Origin of the sequence: Streptococcus sp. k-628 (assembly GCF_013277475.1) — a bacterium.
GTDB lineage: Bacteria > Bacillota > Bacilli > Lactobacillales > Streptococcaceae > Streptococcus.
Genome location: NZ_VMMZ01000073.1, coordinates 23,787 through 50,671, shown reverse-complemented (window position 1 = coordinate 50,671; position 26,885 = coordinate 23,787). Strand labels below are relative to the sequence as shown.

28 protein-coding genes and 2 pseudogenes are annotated in these 26,885 nt (G+C 38.8%); 18 read left to right on the top strand and 12 right to left on the bottom strand.

Annotated features, from left to right (window positions below):
* Positions 1–576: 576 nt before the first annotated feature.
* The 5 genes and pseudogenes from HT730_RS10705 to HT730_RS08830 all read left to right on the top strand — a co-directional run.
* A pseudogene (locus HT730_RS10705) lies at positions 577–825 on the top strand (hypothetical protein); the annotation flags it as partial.
* An 18-nt stretch (positions 826–843) separates the two neighbouring features.
* Positions 844–1,104, top strand: coding sequence for a hypothetical protein (locus HT730_RS08845; RefSeq protein ID WP_173213447.1), 261 nt, complete (start codon positions 844–846; stop codon positions 1,102–1,104).
* A gap of 390 nt (positions 1,105–1,494) precedes the next feature.
* Positions 1,495–2,424, top strand: coding sequence for a sugar ABC transporter permease (locus HT730_RS08840; protein ID WP_007284784.1), 930 nt, complete (start codon positions 1,495–1,497; stop codon positions 2,422–2,424).
* A 13-nt stretch (positions 2,425–2,437) separates the two neighbouring features.
* Positions 2,438–3,361, top strand: coding sequence for a carbohydrate ABC transporter permease (locus tag HT730_RS08835; RefSeq protein WP_173307373.1), 924 nt, complete (start codon positions 2,438–2,440; stop codon positions 3,359–3,361).
* A 103-nt stretch (positions 3,362–3,464) separates the two neighbouring features.
* Positions 3,465–4,940: an ABC transporter substrate-binding protein gene (locus HT730_RS08830; RefSeq protein ID WP_173307372.1), complete on the top strand. Its 1,476-nt coding sequence runs from the start codon at positions 3,465–3,467 to the stop codon at positions 4,938–4,940.
* A 148-nt stretch (positions 4,941–5,088) separates the two neighbouring features.
* Here HT730_RS08830 and HT730_RS10570 read toward each other — a convergent pair whose 3' ends face one another.
* Positions 5,089–5,475: a hypothetical protein gene (locus HT730_RS10570; RefSeq protein ID WP_240149943.1), complete on the bottom strand. Its 387-nt coding sequence runs from the start codon at positions 5,473–5,475 to the stop codon at positions 5,089–5,091.
* Positions 5,476–5,658: 183 nt separating this feature from the next.
* On the opposite strand from HT730_RS10570, the gene HT730_RS08820 reads away from it, so the two are divergent.
* Genes HT730_RS08820 through HT730_RS08810 form a run of 3 tightly spaced genes read left to right on the top strand, consistent with a single transcriptional unit; the run spans position 5,659 to position 8,090 of the window.
* Entirely contained in the window at positions 5,659–6,006 is a 348-nt protein-coding gene (locus HT730_RS08820; protein WP_173273195.1) for a LytTR family DNA-binding domain-containing protein, read from the top strand.
* Positions 6,003–6,752, top strand: a complete 750-nt coding sequence (locus tag HT730_RS08815) for a response regulator transcription factor (RefSeq protein ID WP_173307371.1) — start codon at positions 6,003–6,005, stop codon at positions 6,750–6,752. Before HT730_RS08820 ends, HT730_RS08815 begins: the two co-directional genes overlap by 4 nt.
* Before the next feature lie 3 nt (positions 6,753–6,755).
* Positions 6,756–8,090: a GHKL domain-containing protein gene (locus HT730_RS08810; protein ID WP_173307370.1), complete on the top strand. Its 1,335-nt coding sequence runs from the start codon at positions 6,756–6,758 to the stop codon at positions 8,088–8,090.
* A 106-nt stretch (positions 8,091–8,196) separates the two neighbouring features.
* Here HT730_RS08810 and blpC read toward each other — a convergent pair whose 3' ends face one another.
* Genes blpC through blpA form a run of 3 tightly spaced genes read right to left on the bottom strand, consistent with a single transcriptional unit; the run spans position 8,197 to position 11,919 of the window.
* Complete coding sequence (gene blpC, locus HT730_RS08805; protein WP_112444774.1) at positions 8,197–8,337, bottom strand: quorum-sensing system pheromone BlpC; 141 nt, start codon at positions 8,335–8,337, stop codon at positions 8,197–8,199.
* A gap of 56 nt (positions 8,338–8,393) precedes the next feature.
* Positions 8,394–9,755 carry a bacteriocin secretion accessory protein gene (locus HT730_RS08800; protein ID WP_084358249.1) on the bottom strand — a complete coding sequence of 454 codons (1,362 nt, stop codon included), beginning with the start codon at positions 9,753–9,755 and terminating at the stop codon, positions 8,394–8,396.
* A gap of 10 nt (positions 9,756–9,765) precedes the next feature.
* Positions 9,766–11,919, bottom strand: a complete 2,154-nt coding sequence (gene blpA, locus HT730_RS08795) for a peptide cleavage/export ABC transporter BlpA (protein ID WP_173307369.1) — start codon at positions 11,917–11,919, stop codon at positions 9,766–9,768.
* A 309-nt stretch (positions 11,920–12,228) separates the two neighbouring features.
* On the opposite strand from blpA, the gene HT730_RS08790 reads away from it, so the two are divergent.
* The 7 genes from HT730_RS08790 to HT730_RS08760 all read left to right on the top strand — a co-directional run bounded on the left by HT730_RS08790 (position 12,229) and on the right by HT730_RS08760 (position 17,329).
* Positions 12,229–12,456 (top strand): Blp family class II bacteriocin, encoded by a 228-nt coding sequence (locus HT730_RS08790; protein ID WP_164226314.1) that lies wholly within the window; start codon positions 12,229–12,231, stop codon positions 12,454–12,456.
* 51 nt (positions 12,457–12,507) lie between these two features.
* Positions 12,508–12,882 carry an immunity protein gene (locus tag HT730_RS08785; RefSeq protein WP_173213199.1) on the top strand — a complete coding sequence of 125 codons (375 nt, stop codon included), beginning with the start codon at positions 12,508–12,510 and terminating at the stop codon, positions 12,880–12,882.
* Between the two features lie 5 nt (positions 12,883–12,887).
* Entirely contained in the window at positions 12,888–13,106 is a 219-nt protein-coding gene (locus tag HT730_RS08780; RefSeq protein ID WP_173213201.1) for a hypothetical protein, read from the top strand.
* 79 nt (positions 13,107–13,185) lie between these two features.
* Positions 13,186–13,434 (top strand): immunity protein BlpZ, encoded by a 249-nt coding sequence (blpZ, locus tag HT730_RS08775; RefSeq protein WP_112444786.1) that lies wholly within the window; start codon positions 13,186–13,188, stop codon positions 13,432–13,434.
* Between the two features lie 538 nt (positions 13,435–13,972).
* Positions 13,973–15,166, top strand: coding sequence for an OFA family MFS transporter (locus HT730_RS08770; RefSeq protein WP_173307368.1), 1,194 nt, complete (start codon positions 13,973–13,975; stop codon positions 15,164–15,166).
* Positions 15,167–15,361: 195 nt separating this feature from the next.
* Positions 15,362–16,348 (top strand): rhodanese-related sulfurtransferase, encoded by a 987-nt coding sequence (locus tag HT730_RS08765; protein ID WP_173307367.1) that lies wholly within the window; start codon positions 15,362–15,364, stop codon positions 16,346–16,348.
* A gap of 120 nt (positions 16,349–16,468) precedes the next feature.
* The gene (locus HT730_RS08760; RefSeq protein WP_173307366.1) at positions 16,469–17,329 is read left to right on the top strand and encodes a DUF4299 family protein; all 861 of its coding nucleotides are present in this window, start codon (positions 16,469–16,471) and stop codon (positions 17,327–17,329) included.
* Positions 17,330–17,399: 70 nt separating this feature from the next.
* On the opposite strand, the gene HT730_RS08755 is transcribed toward HT730_RS08760, so the two are convergent.
* From HT730_RS08755 to HT730_RS08735, 5 genes are all read right to left on the bottom strand, one after another.
* A complete protein-coding gene (locus HT730_RS08755; RefSeq protein ID WP_173307365.1) occupies positions 17,400–18,464 on the bottom strand; it encodes a DUF6574 domain-containing protein in 1,065 nt (354 codons plus the stop codon).
* A gap of 61 nt (positions 18,465–18,525) precedes the next feature.
* Entirely contained in the window at positions 18,526–19,437 is a 912-nt protein-coding gene (locus HT730_RS08750) for a DUF4097 domain-containing protein (protein WP_173307364.1), read from the bottom strand.
* A complete protein-coding gene (locus HT730_RS08745) occupies positions 19,430–20,023 on the bottom strand; it encodes a DUF1700 domain-containing protein (protein WP_173307363.1) in 594 nt (197 codons plus the stop codon). Before HT730_RS08745 ends, HT730_RS08750 begins: the two co-directional genes overlap by 8 nt.
* Positions 20,010–20,336, bottom strand: a complete 327-nt coding sequence (locus tag HT730_RS08740) for a PadR family transcriptional regulator (RefSeq protein WP_057487947.1) — start codon at positions 20,334–20,336, stop codon at positions 20,010–20,012. Before HT730_RS08740 ends, HT730_RS08745 begins: the two co-directional genes overlap by 14 nt.
* A 139-nt stretch (positions 20,337–20,475) precedes the next feature.
* Positions 20,476–21,642, bottom strand: coding sequence for an MFS transporter (locus HT730_RS08735; protein ID WP_049525097.1), 1,167 nt, complete (start codon positions 21,640–21,642; stop codon positions 20,476–20,478).
* 57 nt (positions 21,643–21,699) lie between these two features.
* Between HT730_RS08735 and HT730_RS10700 the strand changes: the two are divergent.
* The 3 genes and pseudogenes from HT730_RS10700 to HT730_RS08725 form a co-directional block, all read left to right on the top strand.
* Positions 21,700–21,847: pseudogene (locus HT730_RS10700) on the top strand (glycosyltransferase family 2 protein); the annotation flags it as partial.
* On the top strand, positions 21,827–22,627 hold the full coding sequence (locus tag HT730_RS08730) for a glycosyltransferase (protein WP_191995747.1): 801 nt from the start codon (positions 21,827–21,829) through the stop codon (positions 22,625–22,627). The pseudogene HT730_RS10700 and the gene HT730_RS08730, both read left to right, overlap by 21 nt.
* An 85-nt stretch (positions 22,628–22,712) precedes the next feature.
* Positions 22,713–24,563, top strand: a complete 1,851-nt coding sequence (locus HT730_RS08725) for a nucleoside-diphosphate sugar epimerase/dehydratase (RefSeq protein WP_173307361.1) — start codon at positions 22,713–22,715, stop codon at positions 24,561–24,563.
* Positions 24,564–24,674: 111 nt separating this feature from the next.
* On the opposite strand, the gene HT730_RS08720 is transcribed toward HT730_RS08725, so the two are convergent.
* Genes HT730_RS08720 through sdaAB form a run of 3 tightly spaced genes read right to left on the bottom strand, consistent with a single transcriptional unit; the run spans position 24,675 to position 26,881 of the window.
* On the bottom strand, positions 24,675–25,307 hold the full coding sequence (locus HT730_RS08720; protein ID WP_173307360.1) for an HAD family hydrolase: 633 nt from the start codon (positions 25,305–25,307) through the stop codon (positions 24,675–24,677).
* 21 nt (positions 25,308–25,328) lie between these two features.
* Positions 25,329–26,201, bottom strand: a complete 873-nt coding sequence (gene sdaAA / locus HT730_RS08715) for an L-serine ammonia-lyase, iron-sulfur-dependent, subunit alpha (protein WP_049521384.1) — start codon at positions 26,199–26,201, stop codon at positions 25,329–25,331.
* Positions 26,202–26,209: 8 nt separating this feature from the next.
* Complete coding sequence (sdaAB, locus tag HT730_RS08710) at positions 26,210–26,881, bottom strand: L-serine ammonia-lyase, iron-sulfur-dependent subunit beta (RefSeq protein ID WP_000838912.1); 672 nt, start codon at positions 26,879–26,881, stop codon at positions 26,210–26,212.
* Between the last annotated feature and the right edge of the window lie 4 nt (positions 26,882–26,885).

Sequence of the window (26,885 nt, the reverse complement as noted above, 5' to 3'; positions counted from 1 at the left end):
AAGGATACAGTTACTGTTAAGAAGAACGACCAAGGTAAATGGTCAGCCGACAAGACAGTGGCAGGTCTAACAGTAGACGCAGATACTGGTAAAGTGACAGTAGGTCATGAAGCGGTGAAAGCGCAAGGTACTGTAGAAGCACAAGCTCGTAGTGGCAACAGTGACTTGAGTGGCACAGGTAGTGCGCAAATGCCTATATATAGACCGGCTCCACTTCCTCGTCCTATCCCAGTGCCAGACAATGGAAATACTAATAGTCTAGTACCTAGTGATTTAGATGGAAATCAAGCTGGAAATGCTGGTGATGTGAACACTACAGAACCAGCAAGTCCTTCTGTTCCAACAAGTCCATCAGATAGTGGGCAAGCAAATTCTGGACAAGATGGACGAAGCACTGACAGTGGCTCAACAACCACTGCTCGTTCGTCTGTAGCTCCAGTGACAACTACGGAACCTACTGTAAATACAGCGAATAGAGAAGACGATACTGTTCGTTCAGCAACTCAGGGTCAAGGAACTTTAGACAAGTCAGAACTAAGTAAGCAGGTTCAAACCTTAGAAAATCTTTTGAGAACATTGACAGGTGTATCGAATCCTACCACAGATTCAGCACGTCTGGTTCTGGCAGAGGCTAAGAAAGCTCTTGCAGATGATAGTTTGACAGAGCAAGGGTTGCGCCATATCCTGCAAACAGTCAAAGATGCCATTGCTTCCCTAGAGTCCATTAAGGAAAGCCAGTCAGCAACGAAGGCTGGAGAACAAAAAGTTTCTGAGGAAGCACCAGAAGCAGATAAGTCTGTAGCTCAAACTCAAATCTCAGTAGGAGCTATTGTGGTAAGTATACTGGTTCTATTAGGTCTCCTTTTCTTCCTCCTAGCTCGTCGTAATAAAGAATCAGAACTCGAGAAATTAACCAAGGAATTAAGTAAACTTCTTAAGAACTTAAACCTTGAAACAGTGGATAAGGATGTCCTTAAAAAGTCTCAAGAAGAACTTCAAAATGCAGTTTCCTTCTTGGCAGATGAAAAAGGCTCTGAGCATACTGAAGCAGAGTTGATTGATAATCTTAAAGAGGTTCTTGCTAAATTGAAAGCAAACGCCTAATAACACGCTATATTAAAAATCTCCAGATTAGGAACTATCCGTAAGTTCTCTAGTCTGGAGATTTTTCCATATACTTCGTTATTGGACGGTTACTTTTCTTCTGAAAATACTAGCTAGCGTCAGTTGTCCTAAAATTTAGTTTGAGAGACTAGCACAGGGTAACAGAGTGACGCCATCACGGGGCTAATAGAGATAAAATAAACAATTGATTTAGGACATTTGTTTGATAGTGGTGATAAAGTTTTAAATCTGCTACATAATTTGTGGAGTTTTTTCTATAATTAGGAGTTTAACCTAATCTGCAAATAGGAGTATACTAATAATGTAATCGTTATCAAAAATCTAAAAAGGAATTTTTAGATGGATATCAAAATAAAAAGGGAGGAAATTATGAATAAGTTTTCAAAAACCTTGAGAGACAACTGGATCTTTCTCTTGATGGTTTTGCCAGGGGCGCTCTGGTTGATTCTATTCTTCTATATTCCAGTATTTGGAAACGTGGTTGCCTTCAAAGACTACCACATGACCAGTAATGGTTTCATAGATAGTATCATAAATAGTAAATGGGTCGGACTCGATAATTTCAGATTCTTATTTAGTTCAAGAGACGCCTTTATTATCACACGAAATACGGTTCTCTACAATCTTGGCTTCATCTTTCTAGGTTTAGTTGTATCTGTAGGGATTGCCATTATCCTCAGCGAGCTCCGTTCCAAGAGAATGGTGAAGATTTTCCAAACTTCTATGTTGTTCCCTTACTTCTTGTCTTGGGTTATCATCAGTTTCTTTACAGATGCCTTCCTAAATATTGATAAAGGGGTGTTCAATCATTTATTGGAAAGTCTTGGTCTAAAAGAAGTCAACTTCTACGCTGATTTGGGAATTTGGCCTTATCTCCTACTTTTCCTAGGTATTTGGAAAGGTTTTGGATATAGCAGTGTCATGTACTATGCGACAATCATGGGAATTGATCCAACCTACTATGAAGCAGCGACAGTGGACGGAGCCAGCAAATGGCAGCGCATTCGCAATGTAACCATTCCGCAGTTGACACCATTGGTAACTGTATTGACCATCCTTGCAGTCGGAAATATCTTCCGTGCAGACTTCGGTCTTTTCTACCAAATCCCTCACAATGCTGGTCAGCTTTATAACGTAACCAACGTCTTGGACGTATATGTATATAATGGATTGACCCAGACAGCAGATATCGGGATGGCTTCAGCAGCAGGTCTCTACCAATCAGTAGTCGGATTGATTCTGGTGGTTCTATCAAACTTACTTGCAAGACGAGTTGATCCAAACTCAGCTTTGTTCTAGAAAGGAGGAGAATATGGCAGAAAAGAAAATTAAAAAAGAAAAAATTGATAATGTCGGCATTCACTCCTTCAGTAAGAAAGCAGATATCTTCTTCAGTACCATTTCGGGTTTGATTGCCCTCTCTTGTATCCTACCCTTCGTATTCGTTATCATTATTTCAGTGACGGACGAGAAAAGCCTCCTCCAATACGGCTACAGCTTCTTCCCATCCCAATTTGGATTAGACGGTTTTGAGTTCTTGGCACAGTTTAAGGATAAAATCTTACAAGCCCTCTTCATTTCTGTCTTTGTAACCGTAGTTGGGACATTTACAAATGTCTTTATCACAACAACCTATGCCTACGCTATTTCACGGACAACCTTTAAGTATCGCAGATTCTTTACCATCTTCGTTCTGCTCAGTATGTTGTTCAACGCTGGTTTGGTACCAGGTTATATCATGGTGACTCGTGTGCTTCAACTTGGGGATACTGTTTGGGCCTTGATTGTTCCAATGCTTCTCTCACCATTTAACATCATCTTGATGCGTTCCTTCTTCAAGAAGACCATTCCAGAAGCCATTCTCGAATCGGCTCGTATCGATGGTGCCAGTGAGGCTCGGATTTTCTTCCAAATCTGTTTGCCATTGTCACTACCAGGTATCGCAACCATCACGCTTTTGACAGCTCTTGGTTTCTGGAATGACTGGTTCAATGCCCTTCTTTACATCAAGAGTGACAACTTGTACCCATTACAATATTTGCTCATGCAAATCCAACAAAATATGGATTACATCGCCAAAGCAGTCGGCCTATCTGGTCAACTGGGAGTTGCTCTACCGAAAGAAACTGGCCGTATGGCTATGGTTGTGGTTGCAACCCTTCCAATCGCGATTTTGTATCCATTCTTCCAACGCTACTTTGTAAAAGGTTTGACCATCGGTGGTGTGAAAGAATAGTGCTTATTGAGAAAGAACATTTCTCAGTTCCCAACTTCCCTTGTGTGAAGTTAAGATCATTACATTGTTTATAAGTTTAAAAATAAAAAAAGGAGTTTTTATCATGAAAAACTGGAAAAAATATGCTTTTGCATCTGCTAGTGTAGTCGCTTTGGCTGCAGGTCTTGCTGCTTGTGGCAACTTGACAGGTAACAGCAAAAAAGCTGCTGATTCAGGTGACAAACCTGTTATCAAAATGTACCAAATCGGTGACAAACCAGACAACTTGGATGAATTGTTAGCAAATGCCAACAAAATCATCGAAGAAAAAGTTGGTGCCAAATTGGATATCCAATACCTTGGCTGGGGTGACTATGGTAAGAAAATGTCAGTTATCACATCATCTGGTGAAAACTATGATATCGCCTTTGCAGATAACTATATTGTAAATGCTCAAAAAGGTGCTTATGCTGACTTGACAGAATTGTACAAAAAAGAAGGTAAAGACCTTTACAAGGCACTTGACCCAGCTTATATCAAGGGTAATACTGTAAACGGTAAAATTTACGCTGTTCCAGTTGCAGCCAACGTTGCATCATCTCAAAACTTTGCCTTCAACGGAACTCTCCTTGCCAAATATGGTATCGATATTTCAGGTGTTACTTCTTACGAAACTCTTGAGCCAGTCTTGAAACAAATCAAAGAAAAAGCTCCAGACGTAGTACCATTTGCTATTGGTAAAGTTTTCATCCCATCTGATAACTTTGACTACCCAGTAGCAAACGGTCTTCCATTCGTTATTGACCTTGAAGGCGATACTACTAAAGTTGTAAACCGTTACGAAGTGCCTCGTTTCAAAGAACACTTGAAGACTCTTCACAAATTCTATGAAGCTGGCTACATTCCAAAAGACGTAGCAACAAGCGATACTTCATTTGACCTTCAACAAGATACTTGGTTCGTTCGTGAAGAAACAGTAGGACCAGCTGACTACGGTAACAGCTTGCTTTCACGTGTTGCCAACAAAGATATCCAAATCAAACCAATTACTAACTTCATCAAGAAAAACCAAACAACACAAGTTGCTAACTTTGTCATCTCAAACAACTCTAAGAACAAAGAAAAATCAATGGAAGTGTTGAACCTCTTGAACACTAACCCAGAACTTTTGAACGGTCTTGTTTACGGTCCAGAAGGTAAGAACTGGGAAAAAATTGAAGGTAAAGAAAACCGTGTTCGCGTTCTTGATGGCTACAAAGGAAACACTCACATGGGTGGATGGAACACTGGTAACAACTGGATCCTTTACATCAACGAAAACGTTACAGACCAACAAATCGAAAATTCTAAGAAAGAATTGGCAGAAGCTAAAGAATCTCCAGCGCTTGGATTTATCTTTAATACTGACAATGTGAAATCTGAAATCTCAGCTATTTCTAACACAATGCAACAATTTGATACAGCTATCAACACTGGTACTGTAGACCCAGATAAAGCTATTCCAGAATTGATGGAAAAATTGAAATCTGAAGGTGCCTACGAAAAAGTATTGAACGAAATGCAAAAACAATACGATGAATTCTTGAAAAACAAAAAATAATCAGCTAAATTGATTTCGTGTATTCATTCCTAACTCCTAAAATAAGAATCACTGCTTTCCTCAGGTTGGTCTGGGGAGAGCAGTGGTTTTTTGAAAGTTGTTGAAGCCATGTATGCTGAGGAAATGTATAAAGACTACCAAACCTAATTTATTTCAGGTTGTTATAAATACCATCTAAATATGAGTGAATTTCTTGTCGTATAGATTGTAAAGAATGATTTCTAGTTGTATCAATGACACCGAATATTCTGTAATGACTACGGAAAAGTTTATCATAATCAATGTGACTTCCTATGATGATAATGTTGGCAAATTCAGAACGGAGTCGTATATCTTCTATATAAGAATACATTGTATCTGAAGATAAAAACATTGATTTTATGATAAAATAGGTAGTAGTGTTATAGGAATAGATGATACGCCTAGAAACTATAATTCTCGTTTTTGTTGATAAGTTTTCTTTAATATAAGAATTGATGTCACTTGTGATGATATATCCTAATAATGAAAAATGTAGAATTTGAATTGTATCCATATTTCTCCTCTTGCTCTATCATATCAAAAACATCCGATAGAAGATGTCGAAATCTTAGATTGTATAAATGTTAGCATGAAATATTGAAAAATAACCATTTATGATAACTCAGATACCTTTAAAGATTTTTTTCATCATAGGATACTAGTTTTGATATGATATAGGAGAGTAAGGAGGAAAAATATGCAAGAATATATTTTAAGCCAAGGCAGAGCAGTTGTTAAAGTGCCTCATTCTAAGGTTTACTATGTGACAACACATCCTACAAAGGCACATGCTGTTATTTTTATTACAGCTGATGGAGTATTTGAGAAGTATATGAGCCTAGCTAGAGTTGAGGAAATGAGTCTGGGTAAATTGTTCAGGTGTCATAGAAAGTTTCTTGTTAACTTATCCAAAGTAATAGGATTGAAGTATGAAACGAAGACTATTTTATTTATGGATGAAAGAGTATCGGATATTAGCTGCTCTAGAAGATATTTTAAAACTGTAAAAGAAAGATGGTTAAATACTAAAGGAGACGAGAAATGAATATCTTTATATTAGAGGATGATTTTATACAGCAGACTAGGATGGAAAATCTGGTGTATGATATTTTAGAGAAGAATTGTTGGGAAGTAAAGCACTGTGGTGTTTATGGTAAACCAAATCAATTGTTAGAAGATATGATGGAACGTGGAGGTCATCAACTTTTCTTTTTGGATATTGAAATTAAAAACGATGTTAGAAAAGGGTTAGATATTGCTTTGGAAATCAGAGATAGAGATCCAAATGCAGTCATTGTTTTTGTAACAACTCATTCAGAATTTATGCCTGTTAGTTTTCAATATCAAGTATCAGCTTTAGATTTTATTGATAAGGAATTACCTGAAAGCTCTTTTAGGGAACGTGTGGAAAAGGCAATCGCTTATGTTCACAAGAATAAACATCAACTAATGACTGAAGATTCTTTTGTGTTTACAAATTCTAAAGCACTCGTTCAGGTTCCATTTTCGGATTTGCTTTATATAGAAACGTCAATGATTCCTCATAAGCTAGTTCTTTATTCTATGAGAGAAAGAATAGAGTTTTACGGTAAAATTTCTGATATATTGAAGCAAGAACTCAGATTGGTTCAGTGTCATCGTTCTTTTATTGTGAATCCTTATAATATCTCTTCAATAGATAAGGAAGAAAAACTAGTCTATTTGAAGAACGGGTCAAGTTGCCTAGTATCTAGGTTAAAAATGAGGGCATTGCTGAATATAGTTAAAGATTTACATGATAGTAAGGAGTAGTAAATGTCATTTGTGTTAGTATCTTTGAATTTTTACATACTTTTATTTCTTCATGCAAAAATTTATGGCTATCAATTGACTATAAAGAGATCTTTAGAGTTATTGTTTTTCTATTTTTTATTAGAGTTTTTACTTTTAACCTTGATTAAGATGTTCTATATCCCTGTTGTTATTACAGTACTAGATTATCCCATCTTTTTTATTATCTATACATTGTTGTTGGATAAAAAGAAATACAGTCTGATATCGACACTTTTTTATGCTCTGTTTCCTATCACATTTTGGTCGATCATCTATGATTTTTTTGTTGATTTTATTATTCCTAATTTTGCTAGTTTAACAGACATATATGTTTATTACGATGCCACAATTTTCTCGATTTTAGCAAGTCTCCTATCTTTGCTTATAATAAAAGTTTTTCAGTATGATTTTAGCTATTTAAGAAGTAAAGTGTTGGATAAACATCTGGATCAAATAATGAGGATTGCTAATGCTGCAATGTTGGGTTATTTTATCCTTATTCCTTTTATTGGTTACATTAAAAACAGCCTGAATTTATCTGTAAATCATTATCAAGGAGCTATAACTGCAATCTATTTCTTTTTATTTATCTATTTTGTCAATATACTGGACAGAAATGTACGTGAGGAATTGCAAAAAGATTTAGTACTTCAAAAAGAGATTCAACTTCAAAATCTTAAGAGCTATAGTAAACAAGTAGAAGGACTTTATCAAGAGGTTAGAAGCTTTAGGCATGATTATGCAAATATCTTAACAAGTTTAAAGATAGGGATAGACCGAAAAGATATTGATTTAGTTGCTCAAATTTATGACAGTGTCTTGAAAGACTCAGGGAAAAATTTAAAAGATACAAAATTTGATGTAGTGAGATTGAGAAATATAGAGGATTTATCCTTGAAGAGTTTATTAATCTCAAAATTATCCGAGGCTCAGAGTTTACTAGTGCCAGTTTCTTTGGAAATAGAAAAACCAATCGTTATCAAAAAGATTGAGGAAATTGATTTTTTAACAGTTGTTTCTATATTGTTAGATAACGCGATAGAGGCCGCTGCAAGCGCCACTGTCGAGGAACCTCTAAGTGTTTGTTTTTTTGAAGATATGAGAAATAATAAGCAAGTTTTAATTATCCAAAATCCGACCCTAGATAGAGAGATTGATGTTACAAAAATATTTGAGAGAGGAATGTCGTCTAAAGGGCAGAATAGAGGAGTTGGTTTGTCTAATGTTAATAGTATTTTGACAAAATACCCAAATATCATTCTAAAAACTACAAGTTCTAATTTTAGATTTAAACAAGTCTTAGAGATAGAAGTATAGGTGGGGATGGGTGACTTGTATCTTCTATAATCTTTTCATGATAAAACGCATAGTATCAGTCATTTTGAAATCTGATATTATGCGTTTTTATAATTCTATAGATTTTTTATGGTTTGAAAGTAGTCCGTAATTTTAATGGTGTTGTTATAGTTTCATATAGCTCTTCCCACAATCCTCCACCTGTAATCTGGTTGAGTTCAGTAGTTGTTAGTTTTTGAAATGAAGTTAGGTTTTGTTTCTTATCCATGTTATGATTCTCCTTTTTGATAAGATAATAAATAGTTATAGAGTGTTATCTGAAAATTAATCAGAATGTGTTAAAATTTTATCTTTGAAATAATCAAAATATGTTTTCTTTGCAGTTACACTAGTGACGCGACCTTGTAAGCCATATTGGATGAGTTTACTATCCTCATTAGATAGTTTTGCAAGAGCGGTTAATTTAAAGAGATTGCCTTGCTCTGTTCTGGTAGGAGTTTGATCAATTGTCTGAAGTTGGCCGATGATGGTAATGCCGTGATTTCCAATCTTCTCCAGTTTTAATCTTACAGTTTGTCCTTTATCTAGTAGAGGTAGATAGTCAGAAGCTACGTAGTAAGTGATTAGTACTTCTCTTGTATCTGTGATGATAGGGAATATTTGAGCAATTTCTGTACCAATTGGAATTCTATTTTTACCTTCAAATTCACTGCTTAGGTGAATGATACCTTTACTTGGTGCGGTTAAGGTATTGTTTTCTAAGCGCTGTGTCGCTTGATCTAGTTGTACTTTTAATTCTGTTAATTGATTCTCCACGGTTAGTTGTTGCTGTGAGGCTGTTTGTAAAAACTGAGTGCGGAGTACTTCAATTTTGGTTGCTAAACTATTGTCATAAGTTGCTACACTTCCGATACCAGCTTGCTGAATTTTGAGGCTTGCGATAGATGATTCCAGACCTGCAATACTTTGATTAATTTGAGATAAAAATGGCTCCTCTGCCGTTCCTTGTGTTTGTTCTTGAGAGGCTATAAGATAACGATTTAAAATTGACTGGTGCGGATTGCCAGTTGGTAAGCGAGCTCTTTTATTTACGATAGCATCTCTCAGCTCTTGATATTCTCCAATTTGTTGTTGAACTTTTGTAATTTCTTGTTCGATGGCTGATGAACTGCTATTGGTAAGATTAGCTTGATTTGAAACTTCAGTGTTAGTCTTTGAGATACCCAGTTCAATATCATGGGATTGTTTAGTAAAATTCATAAAGGTATTATGGTAGCCAAACTCATCCTCGCCAGAAAAAAGATCAGTCGCTTTTTCTAAGCTTTGTTTCAAAATTCCAAGTCCTTCTTTTTGCTTCTCAAGTCTTTGTAATTGAGTTTCTAAGGCAGTTTTCTGACTTTCTTCCATTGTTTCAGAGTATTTGATGAGTAAGTCCCCTTTTTCAACTACTTGATTTGCCACTAAATGATTAGCAAGGATAGGATTATCACTGGTTGACTGAATGGATGCAATGACACTTGTAGGGGCGATTTCTCCTTGGGAAGTAACAGTAATTTCTTTTGTAGCAACAAGGGAGAAAATCAAGATGAAAGTAAATAGTAATGAAAGAGGTATAATTAACACTGTCGCATAGTTATGGTAACGTCTCTGATAAAACTCGACGCTTCTAAAAAGATTAGGATTCATGACATTCTCCTTATTTGTTGAATAGATGATGGTAGAAACCTTGAGCCTGCATTAACTCTTGGTGGCTACCAACTTCAATGATTTTCCCCTGGTCAAGAACAATGACACGGTTGGTTCGTTCGGCTATACTGAGACGATGGGCTACAAAGAGAATGGTTTTATCAGTGAGGGACATAAGATTATCTATAACTTTTTTCTCAGTCAAGACATCAAGACCGCTAGTAGCTTCATCTAGTATTAAAACAGGAGCTTTAGTTAAAAGAGCACGAGCGAGGGCTATTCGTTGCTTTTGTCCTCCTGATAGACCAGCTCCATCAGAGAGCTGAGTTTGATAGCCCATAGGCATTCTTTCAATGTCTTGACGGATTTCAGCTAATTCACAAGCTCTTAGAATATCTTCTTGGCTAATCATATGATTACCGCCCAAGGTTAAATTTTCCAAGATAGAGCCATTAAAGATATAGGCTTGTTGGGGTAGGTAATTGATATGACGGCGCAAGACTTTTTTATCAATGTTTTTAATATCCTGATGATTGATGGAAATATGTCCTTTGTAGGGTTCAAAGAAATTGACAATCATTTTGGCTAAAGTTGTTTTACCAGAACCACTGACTCCAACTAGGCTAACCTTATCTCCTTGTTTAATCGTGAGATTAATATCTGTTAAGGTATCTCGTCCAAAACCATACTTATAAGAAAGGTCATCAAATTCAATATCGCCCATCAAAAAATGTGAATGGACAGGGTTTTCTTGAACTTGAAATTCAGATTCGACTAAATAGACCTCGTTCAAACGGTTATTAGCGACCTTCGCAGATTGGAGTTTGGTTTGGAGGTTGATAATATTTTCCATAGGAGTTGTAAAGTAAGAAAGAAGTGTGTTAAAGGTAATCAGCTGACCGATAGAAATCTTACTAGATATGACTAATTGAGAGCCAAACCATAGGATAAGGATATTCAGAACTAATTTTATTCCCTGCTTTAAACTCGTTTGTAAAATAGAATATTTACTAAGCTTAAAGGATTTTTCTAAATAATCTACAAATTCGCTGTCTATATTTTGATAGCGATTTTCTTCACTCGTGAGCGACTTTATAGTTTCAATCCCGTTGATATCTTCTATAATGGCAGAGCTAACCATAGAATTACTTTGCATGACATCATGGTTCATTTTTTCAAAAGGCTTCATAAAAGAAAAGATGATGAACATGTATATAGGAATGGAAATAAGAGAAAGAAGGAAGAGATTAGGGTTTTGTGCCAGTAAGACTCCCCCTACAAGAATCAGAATAGAAACATCCAGAAAAAGAGAAAGAATGGTAGAAGCCAAGGCATCTATAATAGAGTTAGCATCTGTGAACCGTGAAATGATTTCTCCTGTACGACGTGTCGCAAAGAAAGACATAGGAAGTTCAAAAATATGGCGAATATAGGATAAAATTACATCAATACTTAATCTTTGACTCAGAACAGTTAGGAGATAATCTCTGGAGAAACCCATGACTTGTTGGAGGATATAGGTGATAACCAGACCAACTGAGATGATTCCTAAAGTTGATTTCATCTGATTTGGAATGTATTCATCCAAGATTCCTTGGAGATAATAAGAACCACCTATATTGATAATCGTGACCAATAAGCTTGAGAGAACAATGTAAGCAATGAGAGATTTTTGTTTGAAAATCAGAGGAAGGAAGCTTAGTAGACCATTCTTTTTATCTTTATGGGGTTGATAGCTGGGTTTGGGAGCTAGAAAAATAGCTACTCCAGTCCATTCAGAGAAAAAGCGTTCTTTTGACATTTTAGTGATTTTTACAGAAGGGTCAGGATCACCAATAATCAGATAGTCTTTCTTTGTTTGATAGACAACATAGTAATGTTGGAGTTTTCCTTCTTTGTTAACGTGAACGATAAATGGATAGGGGACATCACTCATGTCAAAGAGCGTTTTATCTGCTTGAACAGGTCTTGTTTCAAAGCCCATTTCATCAGCGGCTTTTACAATGCCAAGAGCAGTCGTTCCTTCTTTATTGGTCTTTGCAAGTTCTCTCAAGTGAGCTAGAGAAAAATCTGAACCATAGAATTTAGCAATCGAGGCTAAGGCAGCAACACCGCAGTCTCTAGCATCTATTTGAGGAACAAATGTACGTTTATAAGAAGTCATTGGCAATTCCTTTCATATAGTGGATAGCTCTATTATGCCAAACTTTACTAAAAAACTTCTTGCTAAATCGTAAACGGTATTTATATTGTCATGAACAGTAATTTTTATTAAGTAAGATGAACCATTGATTTTTATAGTTGACGATAGTATATATTAGTTTTGGTCTTTGATAAAATTTATGAAAAACATTTCGTGATGAAAAAAAGACATTTTATGATTTTAAAGAAATGATATCAGTTAATTATGATATATTGATGTTGTCAAGGTTGCAACAAGACAAAAATTAAAAATAAAAAGGAGGTATTCATCATGAATACAAAAACAATGTCACAATTTTCTGTTATGGATAATGAAATGCTTGCTCGTGTTGAAGGTGGAGATAAAGTAGGGGCTGGAGAAGTTGTTCAAGCCTTAGGAATTTGTACAATAGGAGGTGCAGCTCTGGGGAGTGTTATCCCAGTTGTGGGAACTCTTGCCGGCGGGGTTTTAGGAGCACAGTTTTGTACAGCGGCTTGGGGAGCTTTTAGAGCAAGTTAAACTTTTAGCGATATAGTAGATTGGAAATAGTAGTAAAAGGAGGTGATTTATATGAAATACAGATTATTTCTTATTATTTTCTTGAGTAGTGTTTTGGATATTCTTTTAGGTACATTTTTGAAAATCTCGAATGTATCGATTGGGTGGATTGTTCTCTACAGTGGCTTATTTGAAGCAGGAGTTTTCCTTCTTGCTAATAAAGGTTTGGCGGTAAAAATCAAGGAATCAGACATTCAAAAACGCTTTAAATTTATTTTTGGAAAAACGTTATGGTTTCAAATTCTTTTGCTCATCTTTTTGGCGGTAAAACTTTATCTTGGTTTGGATGAGAGACTGATTTTACTTTATGGAAATATTTTCATTGTCTTTAATGCCTTAGTTTATCTTTTGTCTACTAGCCAAATTAATTTAACAAAGAAAGTGTGAAAAGAATGGAACAATCAGTAAATAATTTTATCATTTTATCCGATGAAAAATTAACAATGATAACAGCTGGTGATAAACAACTTGCAGACAGATTTTTAAGTGGAGTAGGTGGTGCAGTTGAGGGGCTTTCGCTTTGTGCACAGACAATCCCCTTCCCAACTCCGCAGATTTATTTAATTTGTGCAGCTGGTGGGGCGGCAGCTTCAGTTTTATGGCCACATTAGAGGATTTAGTTAGGATATAGAATTATTAATCTGGGTATCTCTTTGCGCTTATACTCTCTATACTGTATAGGAACGTATCATGTATAAACACTTATTTTTTCCATATTCAAAAATCTTAGACTGGTTGACACCCTATATTCTAGTCTTGGCTTCTGACACCATTGCATTTAATGTTTTTGTGCTAACCTTTGTATCTGTAGTGGTTTTTTCTTTCCTGAATCCCATGCTAGCTTTTATAGCTATATTCTTAGGGGCTGGCTATGTTGTCGGATTTTGGTTATTAAAATGGTTTGTTTTAGAGAGATTGGAGGTAAAGGATGACTTGTAGGAAGGTGTACTTAGTGTTTAAGTGGTTATCTTTATGGTCGTTTTCAATAAAGATTATACCTTGTTTTTGATTTTTAGTATAGTAACGTCAAATGTAGCTCCTTACATTCATTCCTAATTCCTAAAATAAGAATCACTGCTTTCCTCAGGCTTATCTGGGGGAGGCAGTGATTTTTTACCTTATTTAGATAATTATCCGAATTAGATAATATAAACAATATTAAAATGATAACAGGTGATTAAAATATTAAAATTTCTTATATCTTTATTAATTTTTATTAAGTAGATTTTTAGAATAAAGTAGCTTATAATAAGAGTACAATGAAAGCGCTTAACATTGTGAAAATTCATCTTGTTCTGATTTAAGAGATCTATAGATACAAATTTTTAAGCAGTCGTATATAGATGTATGTCATTTACACAGTTCTATATACTTAAAAATTTATAGAATGATCAATTTAAACGAGGTAGGTGAAAAAATGATAAAAGTTGTTCTCTATTCTTTTTAGGAACAAGAAATTTTACATGAGGTTATTCAAATGAAAAAAACACCCAATCGATGGTTAATTTTGGCAGCAGCCATTTTAACGAATCTATCTCTAGGTGCTGGTTACGCCTGGTCAGTCTTTCAAAAGGCGCTGCTAGAAACCAATGCTAGTCAAGGATGGGTTCAAGCCCAAACTTCTTTGGCCTTTAGTATTTCTTTTGCAATGGTACCTGTTGGTATGATTATTTTCGGTCCTAAGGTTGATTCAGCAGGACCTAAGAAATTTGTATTCCTAGGTGGTATTCTCTTCGGTGCTGGTATGTTTGCTACTGGATTTGCTACTTCTCTTCCAGTCCTTTACCTCACTTACGGGCTTGTCCTAGGACTTGGTATTGGTTCAGCTTATGGAGCATCTACTTCAGTTGCCACTAAGTGGTTCCCAGATAAAAAAGGTTTAGCTGGTGGTTTGACAGCAGCAGGTTTCGGGTTAGGCCCGCTCATTATCGGTCCAGTTGCCAAAGCTTTGATTGCTTCTATGGGTGTTTACTCAACATTCAAAGTATTAGGTATCATTCTTCTAATTGTTATTTGTACTTCTTCATTGGTAATGGAGAAAGCTCCTGCAGCAGCGCCGGCAGCTGGAACAGCTCAACCAGAAGGTAAAACTTACAAAGAAATGCTTCGTGATGGAAATTACTGGCTTCTATGGTTGATTTACGTTCTTGGTGCTACTGGTGGAATGATGATTATCGGTACTGCAGCATCAATTTCTGACCAGTATAAACTTGTAGGAGAAGCTACACTATTCGTTATGCTGGTATCTATCGCTAATACATTTGGTCGTATCTTCTGGGGTACGGTATCTGATAAGATTGGTCGCTATCCTACCGTTATTGCCATGTTTGGAGCGGTTGCTACTGGTTTGTTGCTCACAGCCTTATTCAAAGGTCCTGGAAGCATCTTGGCCATCCTTGGAATTATGATGGTTGCCTTGTCATTTGGAGGCTTCCTCGGTTCATTCCCAGGAATTACTGCTGAAAACTGGGGAGTTACATACGTAGGGACAAACTATGGATGGATGTTTACTGCTTATGGTGTAGCTGCTATTGCTGGTCCTCAGTTAGGAGCACGTCTTGCACAGGCAAACCAAGGAGATTATACAATGGCCTTCTTTATCGTTATCGGCATGGCTATCCTTGGTATTCTACTCCAACTGTTCTATATGGCTAAAGCTAAAAAAGTTTAAAAATGAATCCTTGGAAAATCCAAGGATTTTTTAAAATATGATTGATACTAAGTGTAGTGTACAAGAAATTTTTTTCTAAATTGAAATATAGTAATTTCCAGTCAAATAAATTGCATTCGTTTTCTCAAGCAGGTATACTAGTATGGATAAATAAAAAATTTAGAAAATTTAAGAATAGAAAAGAGAACAAATCTTATGGCAAAAGATATTCGTGTCTTACTTTACTACCTTTATACTCCAATTGAAAATGCAGAGCAATTTGCTGCAGACCACTTGGCTTTCTGTAAATCAATCGGCCTTAAAGGCCGTATCCTAGTCGCTGACGAGGGAATTAACGGAACAGTTTCAGGTGACTATGAAACAACTCAAAAATACATGGACTACGTTCACAGCATCCCAGGCATGGAAGACCTCTGGTTCAAAATTGACGAAGAAAGTGAACAAGCTTTCAAGAAGATGTTTGTTCGCTACAAGAAAGAGATTGTCCACCTTGGTTTGGAAGACAACGACTTTGACAATGACATTAACCCACTTGAAACAACAGGTGCTTACTTGTCTCCAAAAGAGTTCAAAGAAGCGCTTCTTGATAAAGATACCGTTGTCCTTGACACACGTAACGATTATGAGTACGACCTAGGACATTTCCGTGGAGCTATTCGCCCAGATATTCGCAACTTCCGTGAGTTACCACAATGGGTCCGTGATAACAAGGAAAAATTCATGGACAAGCGCGTCGTGGTTTACTGTACAGGTGGGGTTCGCTGTGAGAAATTCTCAGGCTGGATGGTTCGTGAAGGCTACAAAGATGTCGGCCAATTGCACGGAGGAATTGCAACTTACGGTAAAGACCCAGAAGTTCAAGGTGAGCTTTGGGATGGGAAAATGTACGTCTTTGACGAACGTATCGCTGTTGATGTCAACCATGTCAACCCAACCATCGTAGGGAAAGACTGGTTTGATGGAACACCATGTGAACGTTATGTCAACTGTGGAAATCCCTTCTGTAACCGTCGTATCTTGACATCAGAAGAAAATGAAGACAAGTACCTTCGTGGATGTTCACACGAGTGTCGTGTTCACCCACGTAACCGCTATGTTTCAGAACATGAATTGACACAAGCAGAAGTGATCGAGCGCCTAGCCGCTATCGGTGAAAGCTTGGATCAAGCAGCTACTGTATAAGATTAAACAGTCCTTAGGGGCTGTTTTTCTATGCTTTGTACTCAAAAAACTAAAGTTTGTTTCTGTATCTTTCAGAAAATAAGGTATACTGTATGTAAACGATTTCAAAGGAGTTTAGTTATGGCGAAAACATTTTTTATTCCAAATAAACAGAGCATTTTAGGAGAACAGGAGATTTTGACTGCCAAGTCTATCTTGGCCTTGCTAGATGGTTTGGAGTCGCATAGTTATGATGCAGTCTATCTCCGTCAGCCTCTTAACCGTCTTGAGTATATCGAGTGTGCGATAGTGGAGCAATCGCAATTTCTTTTTAAGGTTAGCTATGCTGATGGTCCAAAGGCTTACCGTGTCGATCTTCCTGACCTACTAACGCAGATAGACTGGGAGATCATCAAGTCATTTTTAGATGCTTTGCTTGCCTATACAGGAACTGATATTGAAGGACTAGATGGTTTTGACTTTGAAGCTTATTTCCAAGCAAGTATTCAAGCCCATCTGACAGACACTGCAGCCCGTTTTACGATTTGCCAAGGAATTTTTAATCCTGTTTTCTTTAGTCATGAGGACTTAAAAAGCTTTTTAGAGGAAGACGGCTTGGCTCAGTTTGAAGCACGTGTACGTGCGGTTCAAGAGACCGATGCTTACTTTGCAAGAGTTTCCTTCTATCAGGATGGAGAAGGCCAAGTGCATGGTGTATACCATCTAGCTCAAGGAGTCAAGACTGTTTTACCGAGAGAACCATTTGTACCTGCTGCCTATATTGAGCAATTGGTGGATAAGGAAGTCCAGTGGGAGATTGACTTGGTTCAAATCACAGGAGATGGTTCTAAACCAGAAGACTATGAAGCCATTGCCCGATTGGACTATGCAAAATTCCTAGAGTCACTACCATCAGCATTTTACCACCAACTAGATGCCAATCAATTAGAAGTACAACCCATCCTAGGACAAGATTTTAAAGCATTAGCACAAGAAGAGTAAATCAGAAGCAGGTCAATCGACTTGCTTTTTTACATAGAAAAAATCCTGCCATGGATGACAGGATTGAAGTTTAAAGAAAGGCCAAGATACGAAGATAATCTCCAATCAGTGCGACTTCAGCTACAAAGAAGAGGAGGATAATGACTCCGTTCACAAGGACAGACAAGAATAACTGATAAAAGGAGTCGGTTTCACTTGCTTGACTTGGTCTTGTAATAATATGGAGACTAGCAAGCAGAATGATCCCAATGCTAATCACACACAAAAGGGCTGTAAATCGTAGGCTGTCAAAGAAGGCAAAGAAACTAGCAATAGCAGTGAGGAAAATTGGAATTGCCAAAAGTTGACTATATTGTTGGAGAACCTTTTCTAGCGTCCAGTCCTTTTCTTGGTAGATAAATCGTCTCACAACGAAACTACCCAAGAGGAATGAAAAGAAGAAGAGTGTTGTCGCTACTAGGATAGAGATGATAGAAAAGAGAGTTAAAGGAGCTAGCTGCTCAGGGAAGCGACTGTTAATGCTTGCTATATGTCCATAGTAAGCATGTTTGATATGGTAGATACTAAAGAAAAAGGAAGATGCAGAAAACAGAATGAGCAAGATAAAGGCTGTGTAACTGTGTGTGCCACTTGTTTCAAGCTTGCTTGTAGGAGATTTGATCGCTTCCACTAGCCAAGACCAAAAATCAAGTACTTGCTCTTTCCAGTTATCCGTAGATTTTGGAGCTTGGTCGGGAATATAAGGACTTTCTAAAGATTTACTGATAAGAAGTGGCTCTTTCGTGGTTGCTTTTTGCTGAGGAAGAGCTTCTTGGCTCTCTTCAGCTATAGTGACTTTTTCTGTTTCTTTAGAAAGGTCTGGCTCTTCTTCAGTAGAATCTAATGCTTTCTTTTCTTCTATTTCTGTTCTCGTTTCACCGTCTTCAGGCGTTTCAATTGTCTCTTCTTGCTGGCTTTCCAGTTCGACTGCAGCTTGAGAGACTTCCTCCTCTACTTGAGTATTTTTTTCAATTGGTGTATCGAGATCGGCTATCCTTTCTTCAGCCTTGTCTGCAACCTCTTGAGCTTGCTCTTCAGGCTTGTTCTTGCTTGTTGTTTTTACAAAATCATTGCTTTCAAACCATTCTTGTTTCATGGTAGAACCTCCTTTTAGTTAGATAAATATGCTTCTATAGTAGCAGATGTAAGCGTTTTTGTCAACGTCTGCTTGGTGTGGATATTAGTTCAATATCATCATCAGATCTCGCAATGAGTTGATCCTTGACATCGGTTTTTTCAGTTTTGTAAGGGTTGCTTAATTCCGTACCTCTTGATTCAGGCTCTTCTCTTGTGAATTGGAAGATAGAACCGTAGCTACTTGAGATGTCCAAGTTAATTCGTTGGCTTTCTTTCTGGTCTAGGATGATTCGGAAATAATCTTTGGCAGTCAGTTCAACCTTACCATGGACTTGGATATTTTCAGCGTGGAAGTGATGTTCTGTTGACTCTAGCTGACTATCTGTAAGATCTGTATCAAAGATATTAACGATATTGGGCGTTGTGAGTTTACTGTTTTTGATACGACTTCCTTCAATTCGGAGGATATAGCCGTTTGTATTGAGGGTCGCATTTTCAAGGCTAGCATTTATGATGGTGGTTTGTCCGCGATTGGCTGAGATGTTGATTCCTTTTAGAGTTCTCCCTTTTGGTAATTGGAGGATAACTTCTTCAAAACGACTAGAGTAGCTACTTGCGATATGAAGAATTCCGCCAATTCCAGAAGAGATAAATGGACTTTCAGATAGTTTCTTATCAGTGAGACTCAGAGTTCTATCGTTCTGATTGGTGATAAGATCATGGTGAGCAGAAAGAGATGGATGGTAAGAAATGTGGATTTGATCATCGAAAGAGTCTGTGATGGTCAGTGCGTGTTGATGGAGAGTAATCTCTAGGTTTTCGACTTCCTTGCCAAAGGTCAACTCTTCCATCCGACTATCATAGACAGGCTCCTTGGACATGGCAAGCAGACTCTTAATCCCGTCAGATTGGATCCCTACAAAGAGCAGGATAAAGCCGATAATGGTAGTCACCACACCAAAAATGAGAAATCCTTTTGTCAATTTACGCATGTTGGTCACCTCTCTTTCCTTTTTTGAGAACAAATTGCACCAAGCGAACAATGAGTAGACCGAAGAAGCGAGCTACATAGGAGATACCTAGTAAGACCAGTGAAGAAGCACCGATAGCCAGTAAACCAGAACCGAAAATCAAGATAAAGGCTGGTTTGGCTTGGGCTAGGACAGTGAAACTTTCAACTAAAAATAGGAATCCGGCGATGATACCTAGTATGGAAACCGCAAAGAAAGCCAAGATGACAGTCAAGGCTGCCACAAGGATTGCGAGCAGGGTCACGAGAATGGCGATTCCAAGAGGAATGCCGATGGGTGCTGCAAGGAGGGCTAACAAGGCGATATGTAAAATTTGTCGGTTATTTTTTTGAGCAGGTGCTTCATTGATTTTTTTATCAAGAAGATTAGAGAGGACTTCGTGAGCTGCTTCTTTGGGAGTTCCCAAACTAGCAATGAGTTCTTCTTCTCCTTCGACTCCAGCATCGTCAAAGAGTTCCCTGAAATAGTCCATGGCTTCGATACGGTCAGCTTCAGGTAGTTTCTTGAGATAGAGTTCTAGCTGAGTCAGGTATTCAGTTCTTGTCATGGCGGATACTCCCTTCTATGATGCCATTGATGGTGTCTGTATAGAGTGTCCATTCATCTTTTAGGGTAAAGAGCTGCTCTATACCACCATTTGTCAAGGAGTAGTATTTGCGCATGCGACCTTGGAACTCTCTAGAATAGGTTGTCAGAAAGCTATTGCCTTCCAATTTTTTGAGAATGGGATAGAGTGTGGATTCTTTGATATTAGCGATCAGCTTAATGGTCTGGCTAATCTCATAACCATAAGAATCCCCTTTTTCCAGTACGGCCAAGATGAGAAATTCAATCAAGGCAGAGGATGTTGGAAAGTACATGGGAAACCTCCTTTTCTAATGTGTAGGATTTTTATATATAATTTTTCTACACATACATTGTACATCTAAAAGAAAGCCCTGTCAAGAGAAATGTGTAAAATTTTTATATATAAAAAAACTTCTAGGAAAAACTAGAAGTTTAAAGGATCTTATCCGCTCTGTCCACTGTAAAGAGGGCCACAGTCATCAGAATATCGACGAGTAAGAGGGCAGCTACAGCTGGTACCCAAGAGTGGAAAAAGTCAAAACTGTAACCAAAGAGAGTCGGACCAAAGGCTGCTAGGATATAGCCTCCTGTTTGAGATAAACCAGACAATTGGGCTGTCTTTTCAGGGGCGCTTGTCTTGAGTGAAAAGTTGACCATGAGATAAGGGAAGAGGGCGCTTGTTGCGGTTCCGATGAGGAGATGGATGGCAAGCCAGTAAAAGAAATTACCGACTGGGAAAAAGAGCATGGAAATGCCGACCACACCAGCTAGTGAAACCAGAGTGAGCATGAGCTGACGGTTGCGAGTAGATAAGCTGGTTGTCAGGCTTGGAATGGTCATTGAAAAAGGGATGCTAATCAGCGAGAAGATAGATGTCAGCAAGCCAGCTTCGTGGCTGGATAGGCCTGCGTGGATAGCCATGGTAGGTAGCCAGGTCATAGCAGTGTAAAAGAGCAAGGATTGAAAACCTGCAAAGACAATCACTGCCCAGACCTGTTTATTACGCATGACCTTTGTTTGGCTTTTTTGTTTGGTTTGTGGAGCCAGTCTGTGATTGTAGCGGTGATTAGGCAACCAGACCAAAAAAGTTGCTAGACAGAGCAGGGTGAGGAGGATGATAAGGCCTTTCCAAGAACTGGCTTGTGTAATGGGCACAGCTAGATAGGAGGCCAGAGCCGTTGCAATCCCCATAGAGGTTACATATAAGGTGGTCAGAAAACCAATCTTCTTTGGTTGATTGGCTTGGATAAGACTAGGAAGCAGTACATTGATGACTGCGATACTTGCCCCAACCATCAAGGTTCCTAGATAGAGCAGGGGCAGATTGATTAGTCGAATGAGAGAACCGATGGTTAAGAAGAAAAGGCTATAGGTAAAGAGATGCTCCAAGCCGATTTTCTGAGCCAGTCGGGTAGAAAATGGTGAGAAGAGGGTAAACATGAGGAGGGGAAGGCTGGTCAGGATACCAAGCGAACTAACTTCTACTCCCAGCCCTTGCGAAATATCTCCCAAAATAATGGGTAAAACAGTAAAAGGAGTCCGCAAGGAAACACCAATCAGGATAATACCTGGAACAAAAAAGAGTGATTGCTTTTTCATATAATACCTCTTCTAGCTGATTTTAATAACAGCTTATTTTAAGGTTTTTTGACTATAATGTCAAGTAAGGTTTCTGGCTTTCAAGATAAAAATGGGAAAGTCTTGAAAATTATGATAAAATAGTGGAAGGAAATCTATACATTGGAGAAAAACTGTGTCTGAAAAGCAAAAAATCAGCGTATTGATGTCGGTCTATATCAAGGAAAATCCGACATTTTTAAAGGATGCTATTGAGAGTGTTCAAAATCAGACTCTGAAACCGAGCGAGTTGGTTCTGGTTGAGGATGGGCCTTTGACACCTGAGCTCTATCAAGTATTAGACCAGCTTGAAGCTGAGTCTGATATTCCAGTGAAACGCTATCCTCTTGAGCAGAATCAAGGTTTGGGTCTGGCTCTTCGTCAGGGTGTTTTGCAGTGTCAGTATGATATTATTGCCCGTATGGATACGGATGATATAGCAGTTCCAGATCGTTTTGAGAAACAGGTTCAGCTAATGGAGAAGGACAAGCTCGACCTATTAGGTGGACATATTGCAGAGTTTATTGACAATCCTGATGAGATTGTTTCTTACCGTCGTGTTCCAACTCAGCATGCAGATATTGTAGCTTATCAAAGGATGAGAAGTGCCTTTAACCACATGACTGTCATGTTCAAGAAGGACATGGTTCTCAAGGCAGGCAACTATGAGGATGGCCTTTATATGGAGGATGACCTCCTCTGGCTCAATATGATTGCTGCAGGAGCCAAGACTGGAAATCTGGATCAAATCTTGTGTCAGGTTCGTGTTGGAGCAGGGATGTTTGAGCGTCGTGGGGGACTGCGTTACCTTAAACTCTATCGTCAGGCTCGTCAGCGCATGCTGAACCGAGGGCAAATTTCTTACATGGAGTATGCCAAGAGTGTTGCCATTCAGATGGTTGTTGCTCTTTGTCCAGGATTTGTCCGACAGTTTATTTTTATGAAACTGTTACGAAAAAGCAAGTAAAAGATTGTAGCAAATCGTAAACTGGATAAAAAGTGTTATAATAACAATATAAATATCCAGCTCTTTTAAGGAGGAGTAAATTTCTATGAATAAAAAACTCACAGATTATGTGATTGATCTGGTGGAAATTTTAAATAAACAACAAAAACAAGTCTTCTGGGGCATATTTGATATTTTGAGTATGGTGGTTTCCATCATTGTATCTTATATCTTATTTTACGGACTAATTAACCCAGCACCTGTTGACTACATTATCTATACGAGTTTGGCCTTCTTGTTTTATCAATTGATGATTGCATTTTGGGGCTTGAACGCGAGTATTAGTCGTTACAGCAAGATTACGGATTTCATGAAAATCTTTTTTGGTGTGACTGCCAGCAGCGTCTTGTCATATAGTATCTGCTATGCCTTCTTGCCACTCTTCTCCATCCGTTTCATCATTCTCTTTATCTTGTTGAGTACTTTCTTGATTTTATTGCCACGGATTACTTGGCAGTTAATCTACTCTAGACGCAAAAAAGGCAGTGGTGATGGAGAACACCGTCGGACCTTCTTGATCGGTGCTGGTGATGGCGGAGCCCTCTTTATGGATAGCTACCAACATCCAACCAGTGATTTGGAACTGGTCGGTATTTTGGATAAGGACGCTAAGAAAAAGGGCCAAAAACTTGGTGGAATCCCTGTTTTGGGTTCATATGATGATCTGCCGGAATTAGCCAAACGCCACCAAATCGAGCGTGTTATCGTTGCGATTCCGTCGCTGGATCCGTCAGAATATGAACGTATCTTGCAGATGTGTAATAAGCTGGGTGTCAAATGTTACAAGATGCCTAAAGTTGAAACTGTTGTTCAAGGCCTTCACCAAGCAGGTGGAGGCTTCCAGAAGATTGATATCACAGACCTTTTGGGTCGTCAGGAAATTCGTCTTGACGAATCGCGTCTGGGCGCAGAACTGACAGGTAAGACCATCTTAGTCACAGGTGCTGGTGGCTCAATCGGTTCTGAAATCTGTCGCCAAGTTAGCCGCTTCAATCCTGAACGCATCGTCTTGCTTGGTCACGGGGAAAATTCAATTTACCTTGTTTATCATGAATTGATTCGTAAGTTCCAAGGGATTGATTATGTACCAGTTATTGCAGATATTCAAGACTATGATCGTCTGTTGCAAGTCTTTGAGCAGTACAAGCCAGCTATTGTTTATCATGCGGCAGCCCACAAGCACGTTCCTATGATGGAGCGCAATCCAAAAGAAGCCTTCAAAAACAATATCCGTGGAACTTACAATGTTGCTAGAGCCGTTGATGAAGCTAAAGTACCTAAGATGGTTATGATTTCGACAGATAAGGCGGTCAATCCACCCAATGTTATGGGAGCAACCAAGCGCGTGGCGGAGTTGATTGTCACTGGTTTTAACCAACGTAGCCAATCGACCTACTGTGCAGTTCGTTTTGGGAATGTTCTTGGTAGCCGTGGTAGTGTGATTCCAGTCTTTGAACGTCAGATTGCTGAAGGTGGGCCTGTAACGGTGACAGACTTCCGCATGACCCGTTACTTTATGACCATTCCAGAAGCTAGCCGTCTGGTTATCCATGCTGGTGCTTATGCCAAGGATGGAGAAGTCTTTATCCTTGATATGGGCAAACCAGTCAAGATTTATGACTTGGCCAAGAAAATGGTCCTTCTAAGTGGCCACACCGAAAGCGAAATTCCAATCGTTGAAGTTGGAATCCGTCCAGGTGAAAAACTCTACGAAGAGCTCTTGGTATCAACCGAACTGGTTGATAATCAAGTTATGGATAAAATTTTCGTTGGTAAGGTTAATGTCATGTCCCTAGAAGCCATCAATCAAAAGATTGAAGAGTTCCGAACTCTCAGTGGAGATGAATTGAAGCAAGCCATTATCGCCTTTGCCAATCAAACAACCCACGTTGAATAAAAAAGAAAAGCGCATATTATCAAGTTGTTCATAAGAACCTTGGTAATATGCGTTTTGTTATGTATAGATTGCCTCATTTTCTTCTGAAATGGAGTTGTTACCCAGTCTATGTTATTGAAAATACGCCAAAACCTCTAATGGTTTGTGGGCGATATAATCAGGCTGATAGTTTAGCAAATCTGCTTGCTCTCCAAATCCCCAAGTGACGGCTAATTTCTGAATGCCGCTTTCTTGAGCCCCCAGCATATCAAACTTGGTATCGCCGATAATGATGGCTTGTTCAGGATTTAGTTGATGTGTCTGCAAGGCTTGGCGAATGACATCTGCCTTATGGGGTGCTTCAGGGCTGGAACCATAAATGCCATCAAAGAAATGATAGATTCCCAAGTTTTTAGTCATGTCTTGAGCGGTTGGAGTATTCTTTGTAGTGGTGATATAAAGAGGGTAATGGCTCGATAACTTCTCAAGTAAGTCTACAATCTGAGGAAAGAGTTGAGCTTCATGGATGCCTTTTGCCTTGTAGTAAGAACGGTAAATTTGCACAGCCTCGGGGATTTGTTCTTTGGGCAGGCAGGTCGCAAAACTACTTTCGAGGGGCGGTCCCATAAAACCACGAATAGTTTTGGCATCAGGGCTAGGGGCCCCCAGCTCTTTAAAGGTATAGGTAAAGGCATTGTGAATCCCGATAGAACTATCAACGAGGGTTCCATCCAGGTCGAAAAAGATAGCTGAGATAGAGGTCATGATTTCTCCTATTTGATAAGCTTATTCTCCGAAAATTTCTTTTTGGAGGCGACGACCAGTAGGGGTGGCAGCGAGTCCACCTTCAGCTGTTTCACGAAAGGCAGTTGGCATGCTTGACCCTACTTGGTACATGGCATCGATAACTTCATCCACAGGGATTTTAGATTCGATACCTGCCAGGGCCATGTCTGCTGCAATGAAAGCAAAGCTTGCTCCCATGGCATTACGTTTGACACAGGGAACTTCAACCAAACCGGCAACAGGGTCACAGATGAGGCCCAGCATGTTTTTAATGACAAAGGCAATAGCTTGACTGGCTTGATAAGGTGTTCCACCAGCAGCTAGAGTCAAGGCTGCAGCACTCATAGCAGAGGCCGAACCAACCTCGGCCTGACAGCCACCTTCAGCACCCGAGATAGAGGCGTTGTTTGCGATGACTAGTCCAAAGGCACCGGCAGCAAAGAGGAAATCCAGCTGTTGCTCGTGGCTGAGGTCTAATTTTTCAATAGCAGCAGTGAGAACGGAAGGCAGACAGCCAGCACTTCCTGCAGTCGGAGTGGCACAGACCAAGCCCATTTTGGCATTGTGTTCATTGACTGCGATAGCATTTCGGGCAGCAGAGAGAATCGTGTAATCTGACAGAGTTTTTCCGTTTTTAATGTAGTGATCCAATTTGGCAGCATCTCCACCTGTCAGGCCACTACGAGATTTATTTTCATTGAGGCCAAGTTGGACAGAGGCTTTCATGACTTCCAGATTGCGTTCCATGAGAAGGAAGACTTCTTCACGTTCGCGACCGGTCAATTCAAACTCTGTTGTAATCATGAGTTCTGCGACATTTCCTTGAAAGTCCAGTTCTGCCTGCTCGACCAATTCTTTGATAGAATAAAACATGCTTCCTCCTATTTAAAGAAATTGACATTGTGGAGATGAGGGATTTTTCGAATTTCTTCGATAGCCTCATCACAGTTGCGACTATCAACTTCGATAATCATAATGGCTTTTTCACCAGCTTTTTCACGAGTAACATTCATCTGAGCGATATTGATACCATAGCGTGAAAGAGCCTCCGTTACGAGGGCAATCATACCTGGAATATCTTGATGAACAATGATGATAGTCGGTGTATTCATATTGAGAGAGACGGCAAAGCCATTGAGTTCGGTTACCTGAATATTTCCTCCACCGATAGAAATACCAGTCACGCTGATGGTCTTGTGGGCATTTTTGACGGTAATTTTAGTAGTATTAGGATGCGGAGCATTGCTGTCTTTCTGAATGGTCCAGACAATCTTGATGCCGCGCTTGTGGGCAATCTCCAGACTATTTGGGATTTCAGGATCGTCTGTATCCATGCCCAAAATACCTGCAACAAGGGCTAGGTCTGTTCCGTGACCACGATAGGTCTTGGCAAATGAGTTAAAAAGTTGGAATTCGACTTCTGTCGGAGTATCATCAAAAATGGAAGAGACAATCTTCCCAATACGAACAGCACCAGCGGTATGGCTACTAGATGGGCCAATCATAACTGGTCCGATGATATCAAAGACAGATTGAAAACGAAGTGATTTCATCAGT